Raw genomic sequence first — 19,496 nt, 5'->3', positions numbered from 1 at the left:
ACTCGAGATGGTTCGGGGCCGGGGTCGCGAGCCGTTGCTCAACCTTCGATCGAAGGTGGAACGTCAGGCCGTCAGCTGCTTCTCCTGGCGGTTGGATGTCGGGTCAAGACTAACAACCGAGGGGACCACCTGCACGACAAGCCATACCGCTTTCGACACTTTTCGCCAAAACCGCAGGCCACGCCGGTGTGCGGCCCAGGTCTCAAGCTCTGGTGGAGGCTGAGCCGCAGCACGCGGTGCTCAGCGCACGACGGGGCGCGTCGGGCTGGACACGTCGTAGGTCTCCACGCCGCTGCCGGCCCCGCGCGCCTCGACGAGCTCCCGGAGCACCTGCGCCTTCAGCTCGCTGTCCTCGGCGGTGCCCCACACGACGGTGCGGCCGTCGGAGAACGTCAGCTCCACGGAGGACAGGGACTCGGCCGAGGCCGTGCGCAGCTGGGCGAGGACGGACTCGGGCAGGGCGGCCAGCACGTCGGCGATGGCGTCGAACCGTTCGCCCTCCAGCACGTCGGGACCCCCGGTGACCACCGGCACGGCCGCCTCCTCGGCGGTGGCCGCGGTGGTGAGCCGCACGCCCTCCGAGTCCACGACCGCGAACTCGTCACCGTCCTGGACCGCGGCCACCGGCACCCGCTCGTGCAGCTCCACGATCAGGTGGTGCGGGGGCTCGAGCACGACCTCGATCGAGCGGACCTGCGGGACCGCCCCCACGCGCGCCCGGACCTCCTGCTTGGAGATCCGGGTCAGCGGGATCCCGCGGTAGCCCTCCAGGGTCTCCTCGACGCTGGCGGGGTCGGTCAGCTGGGCGCCGCGCACGGAGATGTCCCGCACCGCGAGGGCCGGGGAGAGGAACAGGACGCCGGCGAGCACGGCGAGGGCCACGAGCGCCCCCAGGGCGGCGCCGAGCCGCCGGCGCCGGCGCCGGGCCCCGGCCGAGGCGGGGAACGCGACGACGGTGGCCCCGCCCGCGCTGGAGCCGACCACGCCGGAGCCGACCGCGGTGGACCCGGCCGCGGGGGACCTGGTTTCAGGGGAACCGGCCGCAGGGGAACCCACGGCGGTGGAGCCGTGGTGGGCGGGCTCCGCCGGCACCCGGGAGGCGGTGAGCGTCCGGGACGGCGCGCGCTCCTGCCGGTGCCGTCGCCAGGCGCTGAACCGGCCGCCCGCCGCGGGGACCTCCACGAGCTCGTCCTCGTCGGAGACGGGCGAGACCTTGGTCCCGTCGTTCACGCGCACCCGTCCGCTCCGCCCCGCGCCCTCGGCGGGGACCGCGGACCAGGGCCCGGCGGCGGTGTCTCCGGTGGTGTCCCCGGGGCCACCGTCCCGGCCGCCTCCGGCGGAGGCACCCGGGTCGAGGGGGCCCGAGGTGGACGTGCCCTCGGCCGGCGTCTCCGGGGCGGCGGACTCCGGGGTCGCGGTCTCCGGGGCGGCGGGCTCCGGGGCCGGGGCACCGGTGCCGGCGTCCCGGGGGTCCTCCCCGAACCGGGGCTGGTGCGGTCGGCCGTGCCGGCTCATCAGCTCTCCCCGAGCCGGTCCACGAGCAGGGGGCCGAGCCGGGTGACGTCACCGGCCCCGACCGTGAGCACCAGGTCGCCGGGGCGGGCGGCGCGGGCGGCCTCGGCGACCGCCTGCGCGCCGTCGGGGACGTAGCGGACGTGGTCGGGGGCGCGGTCGGTGATGACCTCGCTGGTCAGCCCGGCGACCGGCTGCTCGCGCGCGGCGAAGACGTCGATGACCAGGCTCTCGTCCGCGAGGGCCAGGGCGTCGGCGAACTCCGCGGCGAACTCCCGGGTCCGGGAGAACAGGTGGGGCTGGAAGATGGCGATCACCCGGTGCCCGCCGGCGACCTCCCGGGCCGCGGTGAGGGCCGCGACGACCTCCGTGGGGTGGTGGGCGTAGTCGTCGAAGACCCGCACGCCGCGCCCCTCGCCCCGCAGGTCGAAGCGCCGGGCCGAGCCGTGGAAGCCGGCCAGCCCGCGCACCGCGTCCGCGGGCGGGACCCCGGCCTCGACGGCCACGCAGAAGGCGGCGGTGGCGTTGAGCACGTTGTGCCGCCCGGGCACCGCGAGCTCGAGCTGCTCCTCGCGGCGGTCGGCGCCCTCCCCCAGCACCAGGGTGCTGCGGGTGCGCAGTCCGTCGCTCCCGTGCGGGAGCACCCGGACGTCCGCGGTGGCGTCGGTGCCGTAGCTGACCACCCGCCCGCCCGCGGCCCGGTGCCGTTCGGCCAGGGCCCGCGAGCCGGGGTCGTCCTGGCAGGCCACGAGCAGCCCGTCCTCGGTCAAGGTCGCGGCGAAGTCGTCGAAGGCCTGGTAGAAGGCCGCGCGGGACGGGTAGAAGTCGAGGTGGTCCGGCTCGATGTTGGTGACCACCGCGATCCGGGGACCGTACGTGAGGAAGGAGCCGTCGGACTCGTCGGCCTCCGCCACGAACCACCGCCCGTCCCCGAGGGCGGCGTTGGCCCCCAGGTCGGCCACGTGCGCGCCGATCGCCCAGGACGGGTGCCGGCCGGCGGCGTGCAGCGCCAGGGCGGCCATCGCGCTCGTGGTGGTCTTGCCGTGGGTGCCCGCCACCGCCACGACGTCGCGGCCGTGCATGGTGGCGGCCAGGGCGTCGGAGCGGTGCACCACGCGCAGCCCGGCGGCCCGCGCCGCGGCGTACTCGGGGTCCTCCGGGGGGATGGCGGTGGAGACGACCACGGTCCGGGCCCCGGTGACGTGCTCGGCCCGCTGGCCCACGAACACCGTGGCGCCCAGGTCCTCGAGCTGGCGCAGCGCCGGGGAGTCCTGGCGGTCGGAGCCGCTGACCGGGACGCCGTGGGCGAGCATGAGCTTGGCGACGGCGGACATGCCGGCCCCGCCCATGCCGATGAAGTGCACCCGGCCCAGCCGGCCGGGGTCGAGCTGGTGCTCAGCGACCACGGGGGACCTCCTCGAGGATCAGCCGCGCCAGGACGGCGTCGGCGTCGCGCACGCCGTGCTCCCGGCTGGCGGCGGCCATGGCGGCGAGCCGGTCCGGCTCGGCCAGCAGCGGGTGGACGTGCTCGCGGTACCAGCCGGGGGTGAAGGCGTCGTCGGACACCAGCCGCGCCGCGCCCGCGGCCACGAGGGAGGCGGCGTTGAGCTCCTGCTCGCCGTTGCCCACGGGCAGCGGCACGAACACGGCCGGCAGCCCGACGGCCGCGACCTCGGAGACGGTCGCCGCCCCGGCGCGGGCCACGAGCAGGTCCGCGGCGGCGTAGACCCGCTCCATGCCGTCGACGTACTCGACCTGCACGTAGCCGGGGGCCTCCAGCAACGTGCCGTCGTCGCGGGTGACCTGCTTGCCGCGACCGGTGACGTGCAGCAGCTGGTGGCCGTGGGCGGCGACCTCCCCGGCCACCGCGGCCACGGTCCGGTTCATGTTCAGGGCTCCGGAGGAGCCGCCGGTGACCACGACGGTGGGCAGCTCGGGGTCGAGCCCGAAGGACCGGCGGGCCTCGGCGCGCCGGCCCGCCCGGTCCAGGCCGGCGATCTCCCGGCGCATGGGCATGCCCACGGTGACCGCCCCGCGCAGGGGCGTGCCGGGGAACGCGGTGGCCACGGTCCGGGCCCAGCGCGCGCCCACCCGGTTGGCGAGGCCGGGGCGGGCGTTCGCCTCGTGCACCACGACGGGCAGCCCGCGCCGGGCGGCGGCCAGGTAGACCGGGGTGCAGACGTACCCGCCGACGCCGACCACCACGTCGGGGCGCACCCGGTCCAGGATCTCCCCCGCCTGCCGCACGGCGGCGAGCAGCCGGCCGGGCAGCCGGGCGAGGTCCACGGAGATCCGCCGGGGCAGCGGCACCCGGTCGACGAGCTCGAGCGCCAGCCCGGCCTGCGGCACGAGCCGCGTCTCCATCCCGGAGGCGGTGCCCACCGCCGTGAGCCGGGCTCCCGGCGCCTGCTCGCGCAGGGCGGCGGCGACGGCCAGCAGGGGGCTCACGTGCCCGGCGGTGCCGCCGCCGGCGAGCAGGACCGACGGGGCGGCGCCCTCGGTGGTCGGTTCGGACGGTGTCATGCGCGATCCTCGTTCGGGGTGCGGGGGCGGGGGGTGCGGGAGGGGACCGGGATCCGCCGCGGCAGGCGGGTGAAGGACATCACCACGCCGACGGCGGCCAGGCTCATCAGCAACGAGGACCCACCGTAGCTGATGAACGGCAGGGGGACGCCGATCACCGGGAGCACCCCGGTGACCATGCCGATGTTGATGAACGCCTGTCCCACCAGCCACGTCACCACGCACGCCGTGGCGATCCGCACGAACCGGCTGCGCGCGCGCAGGATGATCCGCGCCATCGCCAGGGTCATGACCGCGAACAGGGCGAGGATCAGCACCGTGCCCAGCAGCCCCAGCTCCTCGCCGATGATGGAGAAGATGTAGTCGTTGTGCGCCTCGGGCACGTAGTTGTACTTGAGCCGCGACTGCCCCAGGCCCACGCCCCACCAGCCGCCCGAGGCCAGGGCGTTGAGCCCCTGGTCGGCCTGGTAGCAGGCGTCGGTGGCGCCGCACTCGCCGAACAGCCAGCCGGTGATGCGGTCCACCCGGTGGGGCGCCGCGGCGATCGCGACCGCCCCCAGCGTGACCGCCCCGGCGGCGGCGACGGCGAACAGCCGCAGCGGCGCCCCGGCGAAGAACAGCGCGGCGGCGTAGATGAGGGCGAAGACCAGGGCGGTGCCGACGTCGTCGCCGAGCACGACCATCAGGGCGGGGACCCCGATGCCCAGCGCCGAGGGCCACAGGGCCTGACGCCAGTCGCGCACGGCGTCACCCTGCCGGGCGAGGACCATCGCCAGCCACACGGACACGGCGAGCTTCGCGGCCTCGGAGGGCTGGAAGGACTGCCCGCCGACCACGATCCAGTTCCGGTTGCCGTTGATCTCCTGCCCCAGCGGGGTGAACACGAGCAGCAGGAGCAGCACGGCCAGCACCAGCAGGCCCGTGGCGCCGCGCCGGTACCAGGACGTGGGCACGAAGGAGAGCCCGAACATCAGCACGACGCCCAGGCCCGCGTACGTGGCCTGCTTCATGAAGTACGAGTAGGCGGACTCCTGGGCGGAGATGGACTCCACCGCGGAGGCGGAGAGCACCATCATGATGCCGATCCCGGTGAGCAGCAGCACGGACCCGGCCAGCGCGTAGTAGGAGTGCACGAGCGGGCCGTCCACGAGCGTGCGCCAGAAGCGCCGCAGCCCGCCCCGGGACCGGGTCACGCTCTCCGCGGCGCCGGGGCGGTCCTGGAGCTGCGTCACGACAGCCGCTCCACGAGCTCGGCGACCTCGCGGATGAACGCGTCGCCCCGGTGGGCGTAGGAGGTGAACTGGTCCATCGACGCGGACGCCGGGGCCATCAGGACGGTGTCCCCCCGCTGCGCCGCCCCGTGGGCCAGGCGCACCGCCGCGGCCATCACGGCGTCCCCGTCCGTGGCGCCGTCCGCCCCGGCCGGCAGGACGGGGACGCCGGGGGCGTGCTCGGCGAGGGCCGCCAGCAGCCCGTCGTTGTCGGTGCCGATGATCACCACCGAGCGCAGCCGGTCCGCGTGCCGGGCCACGAGCCGGTCGTAGGACACGCCCTTGGAGAGCCCGCCGGCGATCCACACCACCGAGCCGAAGGCCGACAGGGCGGCGTCCGCGGCGTGCGGGTTGGTGGCCTTGGAGTCGTTGACCCACACGACCCCGTGCGTGGTGGCCACGGCCTGGATCCGGTGGTCGCCGGGCTCCCAGGCGCGCAGCCCGTCCCGCACGGCCTCCGGGGGCGCGCCGGCGGCGCGGGCCAGCGCCGCGGCGGCCAGGGCGTTGGCGACCCCGTGCGGGGTCGGGAGGGGTCCGGTGTCCGCCACGGAGGCGAGCTCGAGGGCGGAGCCGCGCCGGTCCTCGAGGAACGCCCGGTCCACCAGCAGGTCCTCGACCACGCCGAGCATGCTCACGTCGGGGGTCTCCAGGGTGAAGCCCACGGCCCGGCAGCCCTCCACCACGTCGGCCTCCTCGACCATCCGCACCGTCTCGGGCTGCTGGGCGTTGTAGACGCAGGCCACCCGGGTGTGCTCGTAGATCCGCGACTTGTCCGCGACGTAGTTGGCGTAGCCGCCGTGCCAGTCCACGTGGTCCTCGGCGACGTTGAGCACCGCCGAGGCCAGCGGGGACACGGAGTGCGCCCAGTGCAGCTGGAAGCTGGAGAGCTCCACCACGAGCACGTCGTGCTCCACCGGCTCGCGCAGCGCGTCGAGGATCGGGGTGCCCACGTTGCCGACCGCGGCCACGGTGAGCCCGGCGGCCCGCAGCATCGCCTCCGTCATCCCCACCGTGGTGGTCTTGCCGTTGGTGCCGGTGACGCACACCCACTCGGCGGTCCGGCGCCCGGCGCGCTCCCGGACCCGCCAGGCGAGCTCGACGTCGCCCCAGATCTGGATCCGCTCGGCGGCCGCGGCGGCCAGCAGCGGGGAGTCGGGCCGCAGCCCGGGAGAGGTGACCACCAGCTCGGGGCGCTGCCCGTCGACGTCGGGCACGGAGGACTGGTGCTCCTCCCCCAGCAGGACGTCGGCGGTGCCCACGATCCGCAGGGTGTCGGCCTTGCCGCGGTTCGCGGGGGTGTCCGCCCCGTCGACGACGACGACGCGGGCGCCCAGCTCGATCAGGGTGTCGGCGGCGGCGAAGCCGGACACGCCGATCCCGGCCACGACCACGCGCAGCCCGGCCCAGTCCGCGTCCCAGGCGGTGAGCCCGGCCAGCCGCGGGCGGTCCAGGACGGGGTTGTCGTTGCTCGCGTGGATCATTGGATCATTCCTCCGTGGGAGAGCAGCCAGTCGCCGTAGAAGACGCCGAGCGCGGCCGCGACGAACAGCCCGGCGATGATCCAGAAGCGGACCACGATGGTCACCTCGTTCCAGCCCTTGAGCTCGAAGTGGTGCTGCAGGGGCGCCATCTTGAAGATGCGCTTGCCGCCGGAGAGCTTGAAGTAGCCGACCTGCAGGATCACGGAGACCGTGATCACCACGAACAGCCCGGCGATCAGCACGAGCAGCAGCTCGGTGCGGGTCAGCACGGCGAAGGCGGCCAGCGCCCCGCCGAGACCGAGGGATCCGGTGTCGCCCATGAAGATCTTCGCCGGGGAGGTGTTCCACCACAGGAAGCCCACGAGGGCGCCCACCAGCGCGGACGCGGTCAGGGCGAGGTCGGCGGCGTCGCGCACCTCGTAGCACACGCCCTCGGCCACCGTCCCGCACAGATGGGTGTTCTGCCACATGGCGATCAGCATGTAGCCGCTGAACACCAGGATCGACGCCCCGGTGGCGAGCCCGTCCAGTCCGTCGGTGAGGTTCACGGCGTTGGTGGTGGCCGTGGCGATGAGGTTGACCCAGACCACGAAGAGCAGCGCCCCGAGCACGGAGCCCGCGAAGGCGAGGTCCAGGGCGGTGTCCCGGGTGAAGGAGATCGCCGAGGACGCGGCGGTGGAGCCCTCCGGGTCGGGCACGAGCAGCACGAGCAGGGCGAACGCCGTGCCGATCAGCCCCTGCAGCACGATCTTGCCCAGGGGGCTCAGGCCCAGGTTCTGCTTCTTGGCGATCTTCTTGTAGTCGTCGATGAACCCGACCAGGCCCATGCCGAGCATGAGCAGCAGCGCGGAGAGCCCGGAGAGGGTCATCCCGCCGTAGGCGGGCCACAGCAGCCCGGAGGCCAGGTGGGTGAGGCCGTAGGCCAGCACCACGGAGCCGAGGATCGCGACGCCGCCCATCGTGGGCGTTCCGCGCTTGGTGTGGTGGCTGGTCGGCCCGTCGTCGCGGATGAACTGGCCGTAGCCGCGGCGGGCGAGGAACTTGATGAAGGCCGGGGTCCCGAACAGGGACAGCACGAGGGCGAGCCCGGCGGCCATGAGGATCTGGATCATGCCCGCTCGTCCCCCTCGGCGGCGGCGCCCGGGGTGACCGGCCGTCCGCTCGCGTCGAGGGAGGCGTTGACGAAGGGCCCTGCCGAGCGCCAGTGGTCGCCGCGTGCGGGGGCGTCGTTGCCGGGCGCGGGCCCGTCGGCGCCGGCGGAGGCGGTGGCCGCGACCCGGTCGCCCAGCACCCCGAGACCGGAGGCGTTGGACGCCTTGAACAGCACGATGTCGCCCGGGGCCAGTTCCCGGCGCAGGATCTCCTCGGCCTCCTCGGCCGTGGCCACCCACGTGGCCTCGTTGCCCCAGGAGCCCTCCAGCTGGGCGGCGTCGTAGACGGGGCGGGCGAGCTCGCCGACCGCGACCAGCTTGGAGATGTTGAGCCGCACGACCATGCGGCCCAGGGCGTCGTGCTCCTCGACGGTGCTGTCCCCGAGCTCGAGCATGCCGCCCAGCACCGCCCACGTGCGGCGGGGGGCGGAGCCGCCGGTCCCGCGGCCCAGCTGGGCCAGGGTCTGCAGCGCCGCGCGCATCGACTGCGGGTTGGCGTTGTAGGCGTCGTTGACCACGGTCACCCCGTCGGCCCGCTCGGTGCGCTCCATCCGCCACCGGCTCGCGGGGCCCTGGGCGTTGAGCGAGGCGGCGATCCGCTCCGGGGCCACCCCGGCCACGAAGGCCGCGGAGGCGGCCGCGAGGAGGTTGCTCACGTGGTGCTCCCCGATGAGCCGGGAGACGATCCGGTGCGCGGAGCCGTCGGGGAAGTGCAGCAGGAACTCGGGGCTGCCCCCGGGCCCGAGCCGCACCTCGGAGGCGTGGACCCGGGCGGCCGGGACGTCCGGCAGGGCGTTGGCCGGGGACTCCCCGAAGAACAGCACGGGGGCGACGGTGCGCCGGTGCATCTGCCGCACCAGGGCGTCGTCGTCGTTGAGGACGGCCACCCCGTCGGCGCGCAGGGACTCCACCATCTCGCCCTTGGCCCGGGCGATGTTGGCGACGCCGCCGAACTCCCCGGCGTGGGCCGAGCCCACGCACAGCACCACCCCGACGTCGGGGCGGACCATGCGGCACAGGTAGTCGATGTTGCCGATCCGGGTGGCGCCCATCTCGACCACGAGGTAGCGCGTCTCGGAGGTGCACTCGAAGACCGTCAGGGGCACCCCGACCTCGCCGTTGTACGAGCCGCGGGGGGCCACCGTGGGGCCCTCGGCGGAGAGGATGCCGCGGAGCAGGTCCTTGGTGGTCGTCTTGCCCACGGACCCGGTCACCGCGACGACCGTGACCTCGTGGTCGGCGCGCAGCTGGGCCACGACCCAGGCGGCCAGCCGGCCCATCGCCTCGACCACGTCGGGGACGAGGACGCCCGGGTAGGCCGCGCCGGCGGCGTCGGTCACCTCCCGTTCCACCAGGGCCAGCACCGCCCCGGCGGCGAAGGCCGCGCCCACGAACTCGTGGCCGTCGGTGACCTCGCCCGGCTTCGCCACGAACAGCGTCCCGGGGCGTGCCTCGCGGGAGTCGGTCGTGACGTGCCCGACGACGACCTCCCGCGCGGCGGCGTCGCCGACGGCGCGCCCGCCGGTGATCTGCGCGATCTGTGCTGCGGTCAGTTCGATCATCGGTCCTCCCTACGGCCCTGCTGCGCGTCCGCCAGTGCGGCCCGCAGCTCTTCCCTGTCGTCGAGCGGGTGGTCCACGCCCCGGATCTCCTGGACCGTCTCGTGCCCGCGGCCGGCCACGAGCACGGAGTCGCCCGGTCCCGCCATGGCCACCGCGGCCCGGATGGCCACGGCCCGCGGTGCGAGCACGAGCACCTCCTGGGCGCGCGCGCCGGCGGCCGCCCGCGCCCCGGCGGCGACCTCCTCGCGGATCCCGGCCGGCTCCTCGTCGTGGGGGTCGTCGTCGGTGACGATCACCACGTCGGCGTGCCGGGCGGCGATCGCGCCCATGACGGGGCGCTTGGTCCGGTCCCGCTCCCCGGTGGCGCCGAAGACGACGATCACGCGGCCCTGTCCGTCGGGGGGCTCCACGGCGGCGAGCGCCCGGCGGAGGGCGTCGGGGTTGTGCGCGAAGTCGACGACGGCGGTCGGCTCGGTGCCGATCAGCTGCATGCGCCCGGGCACGTCCGTGGTGAGCGGGTCGTCCTCGTCGAGCACGCGCTGCAGCTGCCCGGCGTCGACCCCGGAGGCCAGCACCATCACCACGGCGAGCGCGGCGTTGGCGACGTTGAAGTCCCCCGGCAGGCCGGTGGACACGCGCAGCGAGCGGCCGTCCCGGTGCACCAGGGTGAAGGAGTGGCCGATGCCGCGGCGGGTCAGGGCGGTGAGGGTCCAGTCGGCGCCGTGCCGGTCCGGCCCGGCGTCCCGGTCCTCGGCCACGTCGCCGCGCAGGGCGATCGTGTCCACCAGGTCCGCGCCGAGCTGCGCCCGGGCGTGGGCGGCCATGCGGGCGCCCCAGACGTCGTCCTCGTCCTGGAGGACCACCACGGCGCGGCCGGTCCGCCCGGGCGTGAACAGGCGGGCCTTCACGGAGAAGTACTCCTCCATGGACCCGTGGAGGTCCAGGTGGTCCTGGGTGAGGTTGGTGAACCCGGCGACGTCGAAGCGGACCCCGTCGACCCGGTGGAACTCCAGGGCGTGGGAGGAGACCTCCATGGACGCCGCGGTGATGCCGCGCTCGCGCATGAGGGCGAGCAGGGCGTGCACGTGGGGGGCCTCGGGGGTGGTCAGCCGGGAGGGGATGGCCTGCTCCCCGGCGAGGATCTCGATGGTGCCGATCAGCCCGGTGGTGCGGCCGAGCGCGCGCAGCAGCGAGTTGGTGAAGTAGGTCGTGGTCGTCTTGCCGTTCGTGCCGGTCACCGCGAGGAGCACCGGGGCGGTGCCGTCCTCGGGCCGGGAGCCGTAGACGCGGGCCGCGATCGTCCCGACCGACCGGCGGGGGTCCGGGGCCACGACGACGGGCAGGTCCACGCCGGTGCGCTCGAGCAGGTCGGCGCCCTCCGCGTCGGTGAGCACCGCGGCCGCACCCGACCGCTCGGCCTGTGCCGCGAACTGCGCGCCGTGCGCCCGGGCCCCGGGCAGCGCCGCGTAGAGGTCCCCCGGGCGCAGCTGCCGGGAGTCCAGGGAGATGCCGGTGACGTCCACGGTGCGGGCGGGGGCCGCCGCCCCGGCCAGCCGGGCCGCCTCCGTGAGGCTCAGCGGGCGGGGCCTGGCGGGGCGCATCGTCTGCGCGTCGTGTCCCTGCTGGGCTGTCGCGTCCATCAACGTCCTTCGTGGTCTGGAGGGCGGGTGGGTGGTCCGCCAGGTGCTGGGGGGAAGGTGCCCAGGGGGTCTCCGGGCACAGCGATACGGAAGTCTAGTCGCCCTCGTCGGCCCGCCGGGACGGGCTCGTCCCGGCGGAGCCCTGATCCGCGGTGGTCCCGGCCGCGCCCGCCTCCCGGTCCGTGGTGTCCTCCGCGGCGCTGTCCGTGGCGCCCTCCGCGGCGCTGTCCGTGGCGCCCTCCGCGGCGCCCTCCCCGGCGTCGTCCGCGGTGCCCGTGGTGTCCTCCGTCCCCACGACGTCCGGGGCGGCGTCCTCCGGGGCGGTCTTCTCCGGCTCGTCCGTGCGCAGGGGGATCTCCACCGGGTCCTCGGTCGAGGGCGGGACGTCGTAGTGGCGCAGCACCTGGCCCATGATCTTGCTGAAGGTGCCGGTCGTGCCGATGCTGCGGACGTCGCCCTGGGGTCGCTGGAGGGTCACGGCCACGAGGTACTGGGGGTCCTCGATGGGCGCCACGCCCACGAAGGAGGTGGTGTAGCCGTCGTAGCCGCCCTGCGCGCCGGGGGCCTCGGCGGTGCCGGTCTTCCCGCCCACGCGGTAGCCCTCCACGGCGGCCTCCTTGGCGCCGCCCTCCGTGACGGTGACCTCCATCATGTCCAGGATCTGCTCCGACGTCTCCTCGGAGACGATCCGCTCACCCTCGGGGCGCTCGACCGGGGTGCGGGTGCCGTCGGGCTCGATGACGGCCTCGACGACGCGCGGCTCCACTTGGACCCCGCCGTTGGCGATCGCCTGGAAGACGGTGGCGGTGCGCAAGGGCGTCTGGGACACGCCCTGGCCGAAGAGCACGGTGTACTGCTGGCGCTTGTCCCACTGGTCGGCCGCGGCCAGGATGCCCGGGGACTCCCCCGGCAGCTCGATCCCCGTGGTCTCGCCCACCCCGAAGCGCTGCATCCAGTCGTGGCGCTGCTCGCGGGAGAGCTGGCTGCCGACCATCACGGTGCCCGTGTTCATCGAGTCGGCGATGATCCCGGCGAAGGTGCGGTCCTGCTCGCCGTGGTCGAAGGAGTCGGTGATCTTCTCCCCGTCGATCTCCAGGAACGGCGGCACCGTGATCTCCGTCCAGGGCGTGGCCAGGCCCTCCTCCACGGCGGCCGCGGCGGTGAGGATCTTCTGGGTGGAGCCCGGCTCCACGGCCTGGGTCACGGCCCGCGCCCCGAGGTCCTCGGCGTCCGCCGAGCCGATGTCGTTGGGGTCCACGGTCGAGGAGTCCGCCAGCGCCAGGACCGCGCCGTCCTCGATGCGCATCACCACGGCGGTGCCCCAGTCGGCGTCGAGCTCCTGGGCGCGCTCGGTGACCGACTGCTGGGCGATGAACTGGACGTCGCTGTCGATGGACAGCTGCACCGAGGACCCGTCCACCACGGGGCTCTCCTCGGTGGGGGCCACCGGGATCCGCACCCCGTCGGCGCTGATCTCGAAGGTGCGGCTGCCGTCCGTGCCGCGCAGCAGCTCGTCCTGGGTCTGCTCGATCCCGCCGAGGGCCTCGTCGTCGCCGCCCATGAAGCCCACCACGCTGCCGGCCACGGGCCCGTTGGGGTAGATCCGGTCCGAGGACGGCTGGCCGTAGACGTAGGGCAGGTCGAGCTCGCGCACGGTGTTCCACTGCTCGGGCGTGACCCCGCGGGCCACGTACTCGAACGGCTTGTCGCCGTCGAGGGCGTCCTTGACCTCCGCGTCCTCGAGCTCGAGGGCGTCGGCGAGCTGGTACACCGCCTGCGTGGGCGTGACGGTCTCGGTGGTCCCGTCCGCCTTCAGCCGCTCGAACTCCCGGACCTTCGTCTGGTCGACCGTCACGTCGTAGCGCTGCAGCGTCCGGGCGAGCACGTTGCCCTCGGTGTCGCGGATCTCCCCGCGCCGGGCCGGGACCACCTCGGTGCGGGAGCGGTCCGTGGCGGCGGCCTCGGCCCGGCCGGAGACGTCGAAGCCCTGCACCCACACGAGGCGCAGCCCCAGCACCACGAGCAGGGCGAGCACGAGGACCACGCCGACGTGGCTGCGGCCGATGCCGGGTGCGCCGGGGGTGCCGTCGGTGGGCGTCGAGCGTGCGCGTGCCACGTGAATGCCTCGTTCCTGGTCTCGGCTGGGGGTCTCCGGTGAGCTGCTGGGTGCGGGGGCGGTGTCGGCGCCCCCGGTCACTCCCCGGGGGCGCGCTGCTGCGGGGCCGGCAGGCTTCCGCCGCCGAGCCCGGCGTCCGGCGCAGCGTCCTCGCGGGCCCGCCGTTCGGCGTCCTCCCGCTGCTGCTCCGCCTTCTCCCGCTCGCGGTCCTCCGCGCGCTGGGCGGCGCGGTCCGCCGCCTCCGAGCCGGTCTGCTGCGCGTGGTCGACCAGGATCTCGTGGTTCTCCTGCGGCTGCGCCGGCAGGGGGTCGCCCTCGACGGACCCGGTCGTGAGGTCCACCGTGCCCGAGCCCTGCGCGGGGACCATGCCGAGGTCCGAGGCCATCACGGCGAGGTTCTGCGGGGCGTCGTAGAACTCGAGGTCCTGGGTGAGGGCCTCGTTCTGCTGGCTCAGCGCCTGCTCCTGGGCGCGCAGCTCCACCAGCCGGTACTGGCCCCCGGAGATCTGGATGTTCAGGACGAGGATGGAGGCCAGCGCGACCACGAGCGCGAGCAGGCTCAGCGCCACCGTGGAGACCCGTCCCCGCCGGGCCCGGCCGGGCACCACGGACAGGGGTGCCCGGGTGGACCCGACGGTCTCCGGGGCGGGCGGTGCCGGGGTCTCGAGCTGACGTGCGGAGCTGCCGTCCACCGGCGGGCGCTGGCCGCGCCGGGCGGCCCACGCGCCGATGCCGGTGCGCGGAGGGGCCGGGCGGGCCGGTCGTCGCTGGAGTCCGGTGCCGCTCATGCGTTGTACCTCTGCGCGTTCTGTGGGGAGTGCGGTGGGTTCTGCCGGATCCGCTCGGCCGCCCGCAGGCGTGCCGAGGCGGCCCGGGGGTTCTCCTCGATCTCCCGGGGCGTGGGGGTCTCGGTGCCCCGGGTGAGGATCCGCAGCGTGGGCTTGTGCTCGTCGAGCTCCACGGGGAAGCCCTTGGGCGCGGTGGAGGTCGCACCGCGGGCGAAGGCCTGCTTGACGATCCGGTCCTCCAGGGAGTGGTAGCTCATCGCCACGACCCGCCCGCCCACGGGCACGGCGTCCAGGGCGGCGGGGACGGCCCGGCGCAGGACGTCGAGCTCTTCGTTGACCTCGATCCGCAGCGCCTGGAAGGTCTGCTTGGCCGGGTGGCCCTTGCGGTGCTGAGCGCCCTGGGGCACGGCTGCGCGGACGACCTCGACGAGCTCGCCCGTGGTCCGCAGCGGGGCCTGCGCCCGGCGCTCCACGACGGCCCGGGCGATCCGGGACGCGAAGCGCTCCTCGCCCCAGTCGCGCAGGATCCGGCGCAGGTCGGCCTCGCTGTAGTCGTTGAGCACGTCCTGGGCCGTCACGGGCGCGGTGGAGTCCATCCGCATGTCGAGCGGGGCGTCGTAGGAGTAGGCGAAGCCGCGCTCGCGCTCGTCGAGCTGGAGGGACGAGACCCCGAGGTCGAACAGGACCGCGTCCGCGGTGTCGAAGCCGTGCTGGGCGAGGGCCTCGGGGATGCGGTCGTAGGTGGTGTGCACCGGGTGGAACCGGTCGGCGAACGGGGCCAGCCGCGCCCCGGCGAGGGCGTGCGCCTGCGGGTCTCGGTCGATGGCCACGAGCTGCAGCCGGGGGAAGCGCCGCAGCAGCGCCTCGGAGTGACCGCCCATGCCCATCGTCGCGTCCACCGCCACGGCACCGTCCTCGGCGAGCGCGGGGGCCATCAGGTCCAGGCAGCGCTCGAGCAGCACGGGGACGTGGAGCTGCTCGGCTGGGCGTTGCGCCATGGGCCCTCTCTTCGGCGGTCGGTCGGTCTGGGATGGCCGGCGCCGGGTCGACGCCGTGGTGGGGCCGCGGGCGTTCCAGGATCAGAACCCCATCCGCTGGCCGTCCCTCGAATCCGGCCTGGCTCAGGGGAAGGTGAGTCAGGACGGTGACGGCTGTGCGGCTGGAGATCTCATCCGGGAGGCGGTGCCGCGCCCCGCGGGTGATGGTCGGCGACCCTGTGCTCAGAAGAGCCCGGGTACCACTTCCTCCTCGGTCTCGGAGAAGACGGCCTCCTTCTCGTTCAGGTACTCCTTCCACGCCTGGGCGTCCCAGATCTCCGCCCGGGTGCCCGCGCCGATCACTGCGAGCTCCCGGTCCAGACCGGCGTACTCCCGCAGCGGCGGCGGAATGGTGACGCGGCCCTGCTTGTCCGGGACCTCGTCCGAGGCGCCCGAGAGAAAGACCCTGATGTAGTCCCGGGCCTGCCTCGAGGACAGCGGCGCCGCCCTCAGCTGCTCGTGGACCCGCTCGAACTCGCGGACGCTGAAGACGTACAGGCACCGTTCCTGACCTCGTGTCAGGACCAGGCCCTCCGCCAGCTCCTCCCGGTATTTCGCCGGCAGGATCAGACGGCCCTTCTCGTCGAGACGGGGTGAGTACGTTCCGAGAAACATGCTCACCGCCTCTCCAGCCCGAGAGTTCTCCCAGATCCATCTCTTCGCCCCACTTTACTCCACTTCACTCCCCGGTCAACGAAACCGGGGTCCGCCCGGCCCGGCGTGGCGTGGCGGGCGGCGCGCCCGCCCGGCATCGCCCCAGGTGGGGCCCGGCGGTGCCGGAGCGGGGGCCCGGGGAGGCCGGCGGGGAGGAGAGTGGAGGGGCCGGCGGCGGCAGCGGCCCCCGGCACGAAGAAGCTCCCCGGCGGGACGCCGGGGAGCTGTTCGGGGACGGTGGGGGCGCCCTGCGGGCGCCGAGGTGGTGGATGGTGGAGGGGCCGGCCGCGCGGCGGTGCGCGGGGCCCCGGGCTAGGGCTGGCCCCCGGAGTTGCGCTGGTCCCAGCGCTGCTCGAGGTTCTGCAGGAAGGGCGAGGACCGGCGCGGGGAACCGCCCTTGCCGCCGGCGGCCTCGGAGCGGGGCTTGCCGGAGCGCAACGTGGCGACATAGACGCCGGCGCCCATGACGACGAAGCCCAGCACCCCCAGCAGGACGGTCTTGAGGACGACTCCACCGAGCAGGACGAGCAGGCCGACGACGGCGATGACGATCCCGAGGACGATGTTGCGGGTGGACGCGCCCCGGACGGCACGGGAGCCCATGCTCGTCACGAACCGCGGATCGTCCGCGTGGAGCTGCTTCTCGAGCTGGGCCAGGAGCTGTTGCTCGTGCTCGGACAGTGGCACGGTATGCCTCCTCATCCTTCGGGTGCGGAAATCCCCGGCTGTTCCGGCGCCGCCTGGTACCAGGATAGACCGTCGGCTGTGGATTGTGCACCGCGCGCGCGGCTGTCAACAGCCTTGGAATTGCCTTGCCGCTCGCGCGGCGCGGCGGGCAGCAGGCGGGCCGGACCGAGCCGGTCCGCCCCGAACCGGGCGTGCACCCGGTCCATGGCCTCCTCCGCGGCGCCCCACTCCTCCTCGCGGCCGTCGAGGCTCAGCTGCAGGGCGTCCGTGGACTGTTCCAGGGCCTCGGCGCGGATGCCGATGAGGCGCACCGCCTGCGGGCGCTCGCCCAGCTCCTCGAGCAGGCCGGCGCCGTGCTGGAGGAGGTCGTGGGCGGAGGTGAACGGCTGGGAGAGGGTCCGCGAGCGCGTGAGGGTGGTGAAGTCGGCGTAGCGCAGCTTGAGCCCCACCCGGCGGGCGCGCAGCCCATGGCGGCGCAGCCGCGAGGCGGTCCGGTGGCTGAGCCGGAGCAGGACCTCGTGCAGCACCCGGTCGTCGGAGACGTCCTGCGGGAACGTCTCCTCCGCGCCCACGCTCTTCTCCTCCCGCACCGGCACCACCGGGCGCGGGTCCCGGCCGTTGGCCAGTTCGTGCAGGTGGTGCCCCGCGGCCCGGCCGACCACCCGGGTGAGCTGGGGCAGCGGCGCGGCCGCGAGGTCGCCGACGTGCCGCAGGCCGGCACCGACCAGGGCCTCCGCCGTGCGCCCGCCGACTCCCCACAGGGCCGTGACCGGCAGCTCCGCGAGGAACGCGACCGTGTCCTCGGGCTGCACCAGCAGCAGGCCGTCGGGCTTGGAGCGGGTGGAGGCGATCTTGGCCACGGTCTTGTTGACCCCGATGCCCACGGAGGCCGTGAGCCCCAGCTCCTCCTGCACCCGGGCGCGCAGCGTCCGGGCGATGCCCACCGGCGGGCCGAGACGCCGGACGGCGCCGGCGACGTCCAGGAAGGCCTCGTCCACGCTGATCTGCTCCACCCGGTCGGTGATCTCCCAGAACATGGCCATGACCCGCCGCGAGTAGGCCTCGTAGGCGCTGCGGTGCGGCTCGAGGAGCACGGCGCCGGGGCACATGGCGCGGGCGCGCGCCAGCGGCATGCCCGAGCGCACCCCGAAGGCCCGTGCCTCGTAGGAGGCCGAGAGGACGACGGAACGGTGGCCCGAGCCGGCCACGATGACGGGCCGGCCGCGCAGTCCGGGGGCGGCGAGCAGCTCCACGCCGACGTAGAACATGTCCATGTCGACGTGCATGACGGCACACGCCCGCCAGCGGGCCAGCCGGTCCTTCGGCGTCTCGGTCACCGCGCCCTCCTCCTGCGTCCGGCACAGCATAGTTCCCGGCCCGGACAGCCGAGCCGCTTCGCTAGGCTGGGCGGAGACCGCGGACGGCCGCCCGGCCCGTCCTCCGCCGCCCGAGACCGAGGTCGATCCGCCCATGACGTCACCGTCCCTGCCGCACTCCTCCCACGCGCGTGCCGACACCGTGCCGCGCGAGGCGCCCGAGGACGCCTTCCGCGCCGAGGACGGTCGTTTCGTCGACCGGCTGCACGCCGAGCTGGAGCGCTTCTTCGAGGGCCAGCGGGACGTCCTCGGTGCCATCTCGGCGGACACCCTGCCGCTGCTGGAGGCCGTCGCCGGGCTCTCCTCCGGGGGCAAGCGGCTGCGCGCGCGGCTGTGCTACTGGGGCTGGCGGGCGGCGGGCGGCGACCCGGAGGACCCCGCGGTGGTCCGGGCCGGGGCGGCCCTCGAGCTCTTCCAGTCCGCCGCCCTGATCCACGACGACGTCATCGACCGCTCCGACACGCGCCGCGGCGCGCCCAGCGTCCACCGCCGCTTCGAGGCCCTGCACGCCGAGCACGGCTGGTCACTGGACGGGCCCGCGTTCGGGGTGGCGGCCGCGATCCTCTCCGGGGACCTGTGCCTGTCCTGGAGCGAGCAGCTGTTCGCCGGCGCGGCCGCGCCGGGGGCGGCGCGGGCCCGGGCAGTGTTCGACCTCATGCGCTCGGAGGTGATGGTCGGCCAGTACCTGGACGTGCAGGGGGAGGTCGCCGGGGCGGGTCAGGACCGGGCCGGCGCGGTGCAGCGGGCGCTGGACGTGATCCGCTACAAGTCGGCCAAGTACTCGGTGGAGCACCCCGTGGTCCTGGGGGCCGCCCTGGCCGGCGCGCCGAAGGCCGTGCTCGAGCGCTGCTCGGCGTTCGCGCTGCCCCTGGGCGAGGCGTTCCAGCTGCGCGACGACGTCCTGGGCGTGTTCGGCGACCCGGCCACCACGGGCAAGCCCGCCGGGGACGACCTGCGCGAGGGCAAGCGCACGGTGCTGGTGGGCTACGTGCGCCGGCTCGGCGACGAGGCGCAGATCGCCCGGCTGGAGGCCGCCCTGGGCCAGGCCGACCTGGGCGAGCGCGACGTGGCGGAGCTCCGCGCGGTCATCACCGGCTGCGGCGCCCTGCGCGCCACGGAGGAGCTCATCGACGCGCTCACCGCGGAGGCCTTCGCGGCGCTGGACCGGCTCGACGCCGACCCGGTGCCCCTGGCCGCGCTGCGCGGGCTCGCCGCGGCGGCGGTGCGCCGCTCGTCCTGACGCGCCCGGGCCCCAGCGCGTCAGGACGCCGGGGCCCAGGGCCGGGTCACCAGGCCAGGGCCTGGGCGCGGCGGCGGATCTCGGTCTTGCGGCCGTCGCGCAGCGCGTCCACGGGCCGGCCGGGCAGGGACTCGTCCTCGGTGAACAACCAGGCGATCGCCTCGGCATCGGTGAACCCGGAGTCCCGGAGGACCGCCACGGTGCCCTTGAGGGAGTCGAGCACGGCGCCGTCCTGGAGGAACGCCGCCGGGATCCGTCGGATGTTGTCGTGCGGGTTGCGCACCGCGAGCAGCGTCCCGTCGTCGACGAGACCGTGGACGCGGGTGACCACGAGACCGAGCTGTTCGGCGACGTCGGGCAGGGGCAGCCAGTCCTGGACGAGACCGTCCAGGCGGTCGAACTCCTCGGTGCTGTTTCCGGATGTCTTCTTCACGTTCCCAGAGTGCCACGTCCGCCGG

Annotated in this window: 16 protein-coding genes; 1 reads left to right on the top strand and 15 read right to left on the bottom strand. The window is 74.8% G+C overall.

Annotated features, from left to right (window positions below; all coding sequences use genetic code 11):
* Positions 1-240: 240 nt before the first annotated feature.
* From GMA12_RS13395 to dinB, 14 genes are all read right to left on the bottom strand, one after another.
* A complete protein-coding gene (locus GMA12_RS13395) occupies positions 241-1,515 on the bottom strand; it encodes a cell division protein FtsQ/DivIB (RefSeq protein ID WP_156269990.1) in 1,275 nt (424 codons plus the stop codon).
* A complete protein-coding gene (murC, locus tag GMA12_RS13390; protein WP_162459848.1) occupies positions 1,515-2,918 on the bottom strand; it encodes a UDP-N-acetylmuramate--L-alanine ligase in 1,404 nt (467 codons plus the stop codon). The genes GMA12_RS13395 and murC overlap by 1 nt, the downstream gene beginning before the upstream one ends.
* A complete protein-coding gene (gene murG / locus GMA12_RS13385; RefSeq protein ID WP_156269989.1) occupies positions 2,908-4,035 on the bottom strand; it encodes an undecaprenyldiphospho-muramoylpentapeptide beta-N-acetylglucosaminyltransferase in 1,128 nt (375 codons plus the stop codon). Before murG ends, murC begins: the two co-directional genes overlap by 11 nt.
* Entirely contained in the window at positions 4,032-5,267 is a 1,236-nt protein-coding gene (ftsW, locus tag GMA12_RS13380) for a putative lipid II flippase FtsW (RefSeq protein ID WP_162459847.1), read from the bottom strand. Before ftsW ends, murG begins: the two co-directional genes overlap by 4 nt.
* Positions 5,264-6,787 carry a UDP-N-acetylmuramoyl-L-alanine--D-glutamate ligase gene (gene murD / locus GMA12_RS13375; protein ID WP_156269988.1) on the bottom strand — a complete coding sequence of 508 codons (1,524 nt, stop codon included), beginning with the start codon at positions 6,785-6,787 and terminating at the stop codon, positions 5,264-5,266. Before murD ends, ftsW begins: the two co-directional genes overlap by 4 nt.
* Positions 6,784-7,899, bottom strand: coding sequence for a phospho-N-acetylmuramoyl-pentapeptide-transferase (gene mraY / locus GMA12_RS13370; RefSeq protein WP_156269987.1), 1,116 nt, complete (start codon positions 7,897-7,899; stop codon positions 6,784-6,786). Before mraY ends, murD begins: the two co-directional genes overlap by 4 nt.
* Entirely contained in the window at positions 7,896-9,500 is a 1,605-nt protein-coding gene (locus GMA12_RS13365) for a UDP-N-acetylmuramoyl-tripeptide--D-alanyl-D-alanine ligase (RefSeq protein WP_156269986.1), read from the bottom strand. Before GMA12_RS13365 ends, mraY begins: the two co-directional genes overlap by 4 nt.
* Positions 9,497-11,140: a UDP-N-acetylmuramoyl-L-alanyl-D-glutamate--2,6-diaminopimelate ligase gene (locus tag GMA12_RS13360; protein WP_156269985.1), complete on the bottom strand. Its 1,644-nt coding sequence runs from the start codon at positions 11,138-11,140 to the stop codon at positions 9,497-9,499. Before GMA12_RS13360 ends, GMA12_RS13365 begins: the two co-directional genes overlap by 4 nt.
* Before the next feature lie 94 nt (positions 11,141-11,234).
* The gene (locus tag GMA12_RS13355) at positions 11,235-13,256 is read right to left on the bottom strand and encodes a peptidoglycan D,D-transpeptidase FtsI family protein (protein ID WP_162459846.1); all 2,022 of its coding nucleotides are present in this window, start codon (positions 13,254-13,256) and stop codon (positions 11,235-11,237) included.
* Positions 13,257-13,333: 77 nt separating this feature from the next.
* On the bottom strand, positions 13,334-14,044 hold the full coding sequence (ftsL, locus tag GMA12_RS13350; RefSeq protein WP_206064700.1) for a cell division protein FtsL: 711 nt from the start codon (positions 14,042-14,044) through the stop codon (positions 13,334-13,336).
* On the bottom strand, positions 14,041-15,042 hold the full coding sequence (gene rsmH / locus GMA12_RS13345) for a 16S rRNA (cytosine(1402)-N(4))-methyltransferase RsmH (protein ID WP_156269984.1): 1,002 nt from the start codon (positions 15,040-15,042) through the stop codon (positions 14,041-14,043). The genes ftsL and rsmH overlap by 4 nt, the downstream gene beginning before the upstream one ends.
* Before the next feature lie 222 nt (positions 15,043-15,264).
* On the bottom strand, positions 15,265-15,696 hold the full coding sequence (gene mraZ / locus GMA12_RS13340; protein WP_156269983.1) for a division/cell wall cluster transcriptional repressor MraZ: 432 nt from the start codon (positions 15,694-15,696) through the stop codon (positions 15,265-15,267).
* A gap of 351 nt (positions 15,697-16,047) precedes the next feature.
* Positions 16,048-16,422 carry an SCO2097 family morphological protein gene (locus GMA12_RS13335; RefSeq protein WP_162459845.1) on the bottom strand — a complete coding sequence of 125 codons (375 nt, stop codon included), beginning with the start codon at positions 16,420-16,422 and terminating at the stop codon, positions 16,048-16,050.
* Between the two features lie 11 nt (positions 16,423-16,433).
* Positions 16,434-17,759, bottom strand: coding sequence for a DNA polymerase IV (gene dinB, locus GMA12_RS13330; protein ID WP_370831570.1), 1,326 nt, complete (start codon positions 17,757-17,759; stop codon positions 16,434-16,436).
* 133 nt (positions 17,760-17,892) lie between these two features.
* Here dinB and GMA12_RS13325 point away from each other — a divergent pair, with 133 nt between their 5' ends.
* Positions 17,893-19,038 carry a polyprenyl synthetase family protein gene (locus GMA12_RS13325; protein ID WP_156269980.1) on the top strand — a complete coding sequence of 382 codons (1,146 nt, stop codon included), beginning with the start codon at positions 17,893-17,895 and terminating at the stop codon, positions 19,036-19,038.
* 46 nt (positions 19,039-19,084) lie between these two features.
* Here GMA12_RS13325 and GMA12_RS13320 read toward each other — a convergent pair whose 3' ends face one another.
* The gene (locus tag GMA12_RS13320; RefSeq protein WP_162459844.1) at positions 19,085-19,471 is read right to left on the bottom strand and encodes an Rv2175c family DNA-binding protein; all 387 of its coding nucleotides are present in this window, start codon (positions 19,469-19,471) and stop codon (positions 19,085-19,087) included.
* Positions 19,472-19,496 lie beyond the last annotated feature (25 nt).

The sequence above is a fragment of the Kocuria sediminis genome (genome assembly GCF_009735315.1).
GTDB lineage: Bacteria > Actinomycetota > Actinomycetes > Actinomycetales > Micrococcaceae > Kocuria > Kocuria turfanensis.
Note: the sequence above shows the minus strand (reverse complement) of the source record. Positions and strands in the feature narration are given on the sequence as shown.

Excerpts from the sequence above, each read along its gene's own strand:
- GMA12_RS13395 (WP_156269990.1), bottom strand. The coding sequence starts at position 1,515 with ATGAGCCGGCACGGCCGACCGCACCAGCCCCGGTTCGGGGAGGACCCC.
- murG (WP_156269989.1), bottom strand. The coding sequence starts at position 4,035 with ATGACACCGTCCGAACCGACCACCGAGGGCGCCGCCCCGTCGGTCCTG.
- murD (WP_156269988.1), bottom strand. The coding sequence starts at position 6,787 with ATGATCCACGCGAGCAACGACAACCCCGTCCTGGACCGCCCGCGGCTG.
- mraY (WP_156269987.1), bottom strand. The coding sequence starts at position 7,899 with ATGATCCAGATCCTCATGGCCGCCGGGCTCGCCCTCGTGCTGTCCCTG.
- GMA12_RS13365 (WP_156269986.1), bottom strand. The coding sequence starts at position 9,500 with ATGATCGAACTGACCGCAGCACAGATCGCGCAGATCACCGGCGGGCGC.
- GMA12_RS13360 (WP_156269985.1), bottom strand. The coding sequence starts at position 11,140 with ATGGACGCGACAGCCCAGCAGGGACACGACGCGCAGACGATGCGCCCC.
- ftsL (WP_206064700.1), bottom strand. The coding sequence starts at position 14,044 with ATGAGCGGCACCGGACTCCAGCGACGACCGGCCCGCCCGGCCCCTCCG.
- rsmH (WP_156269984.1), bottom strand. The coding sequence starts at position 15,042 with ATGGCGCAACGCCCAGCCGAGCAGCTCCACGTCCCCGTGCTGCTCGAG.
- mraZ (WP_156269983.1), bottom strand. The coding sequence starts at position 15,696 with ATGTTTCTCGGAACGTACTCACCCCGTCTCGACGAGAAGGGCCGTCTG.
- GMA12_RS13325 (WP_156269980.1), top strand. The coding sequence starts at position 17,893 with ATGACGTCACCGTCCCTGCCGCACTCCTCCCACGCGCGTGCCGACACC.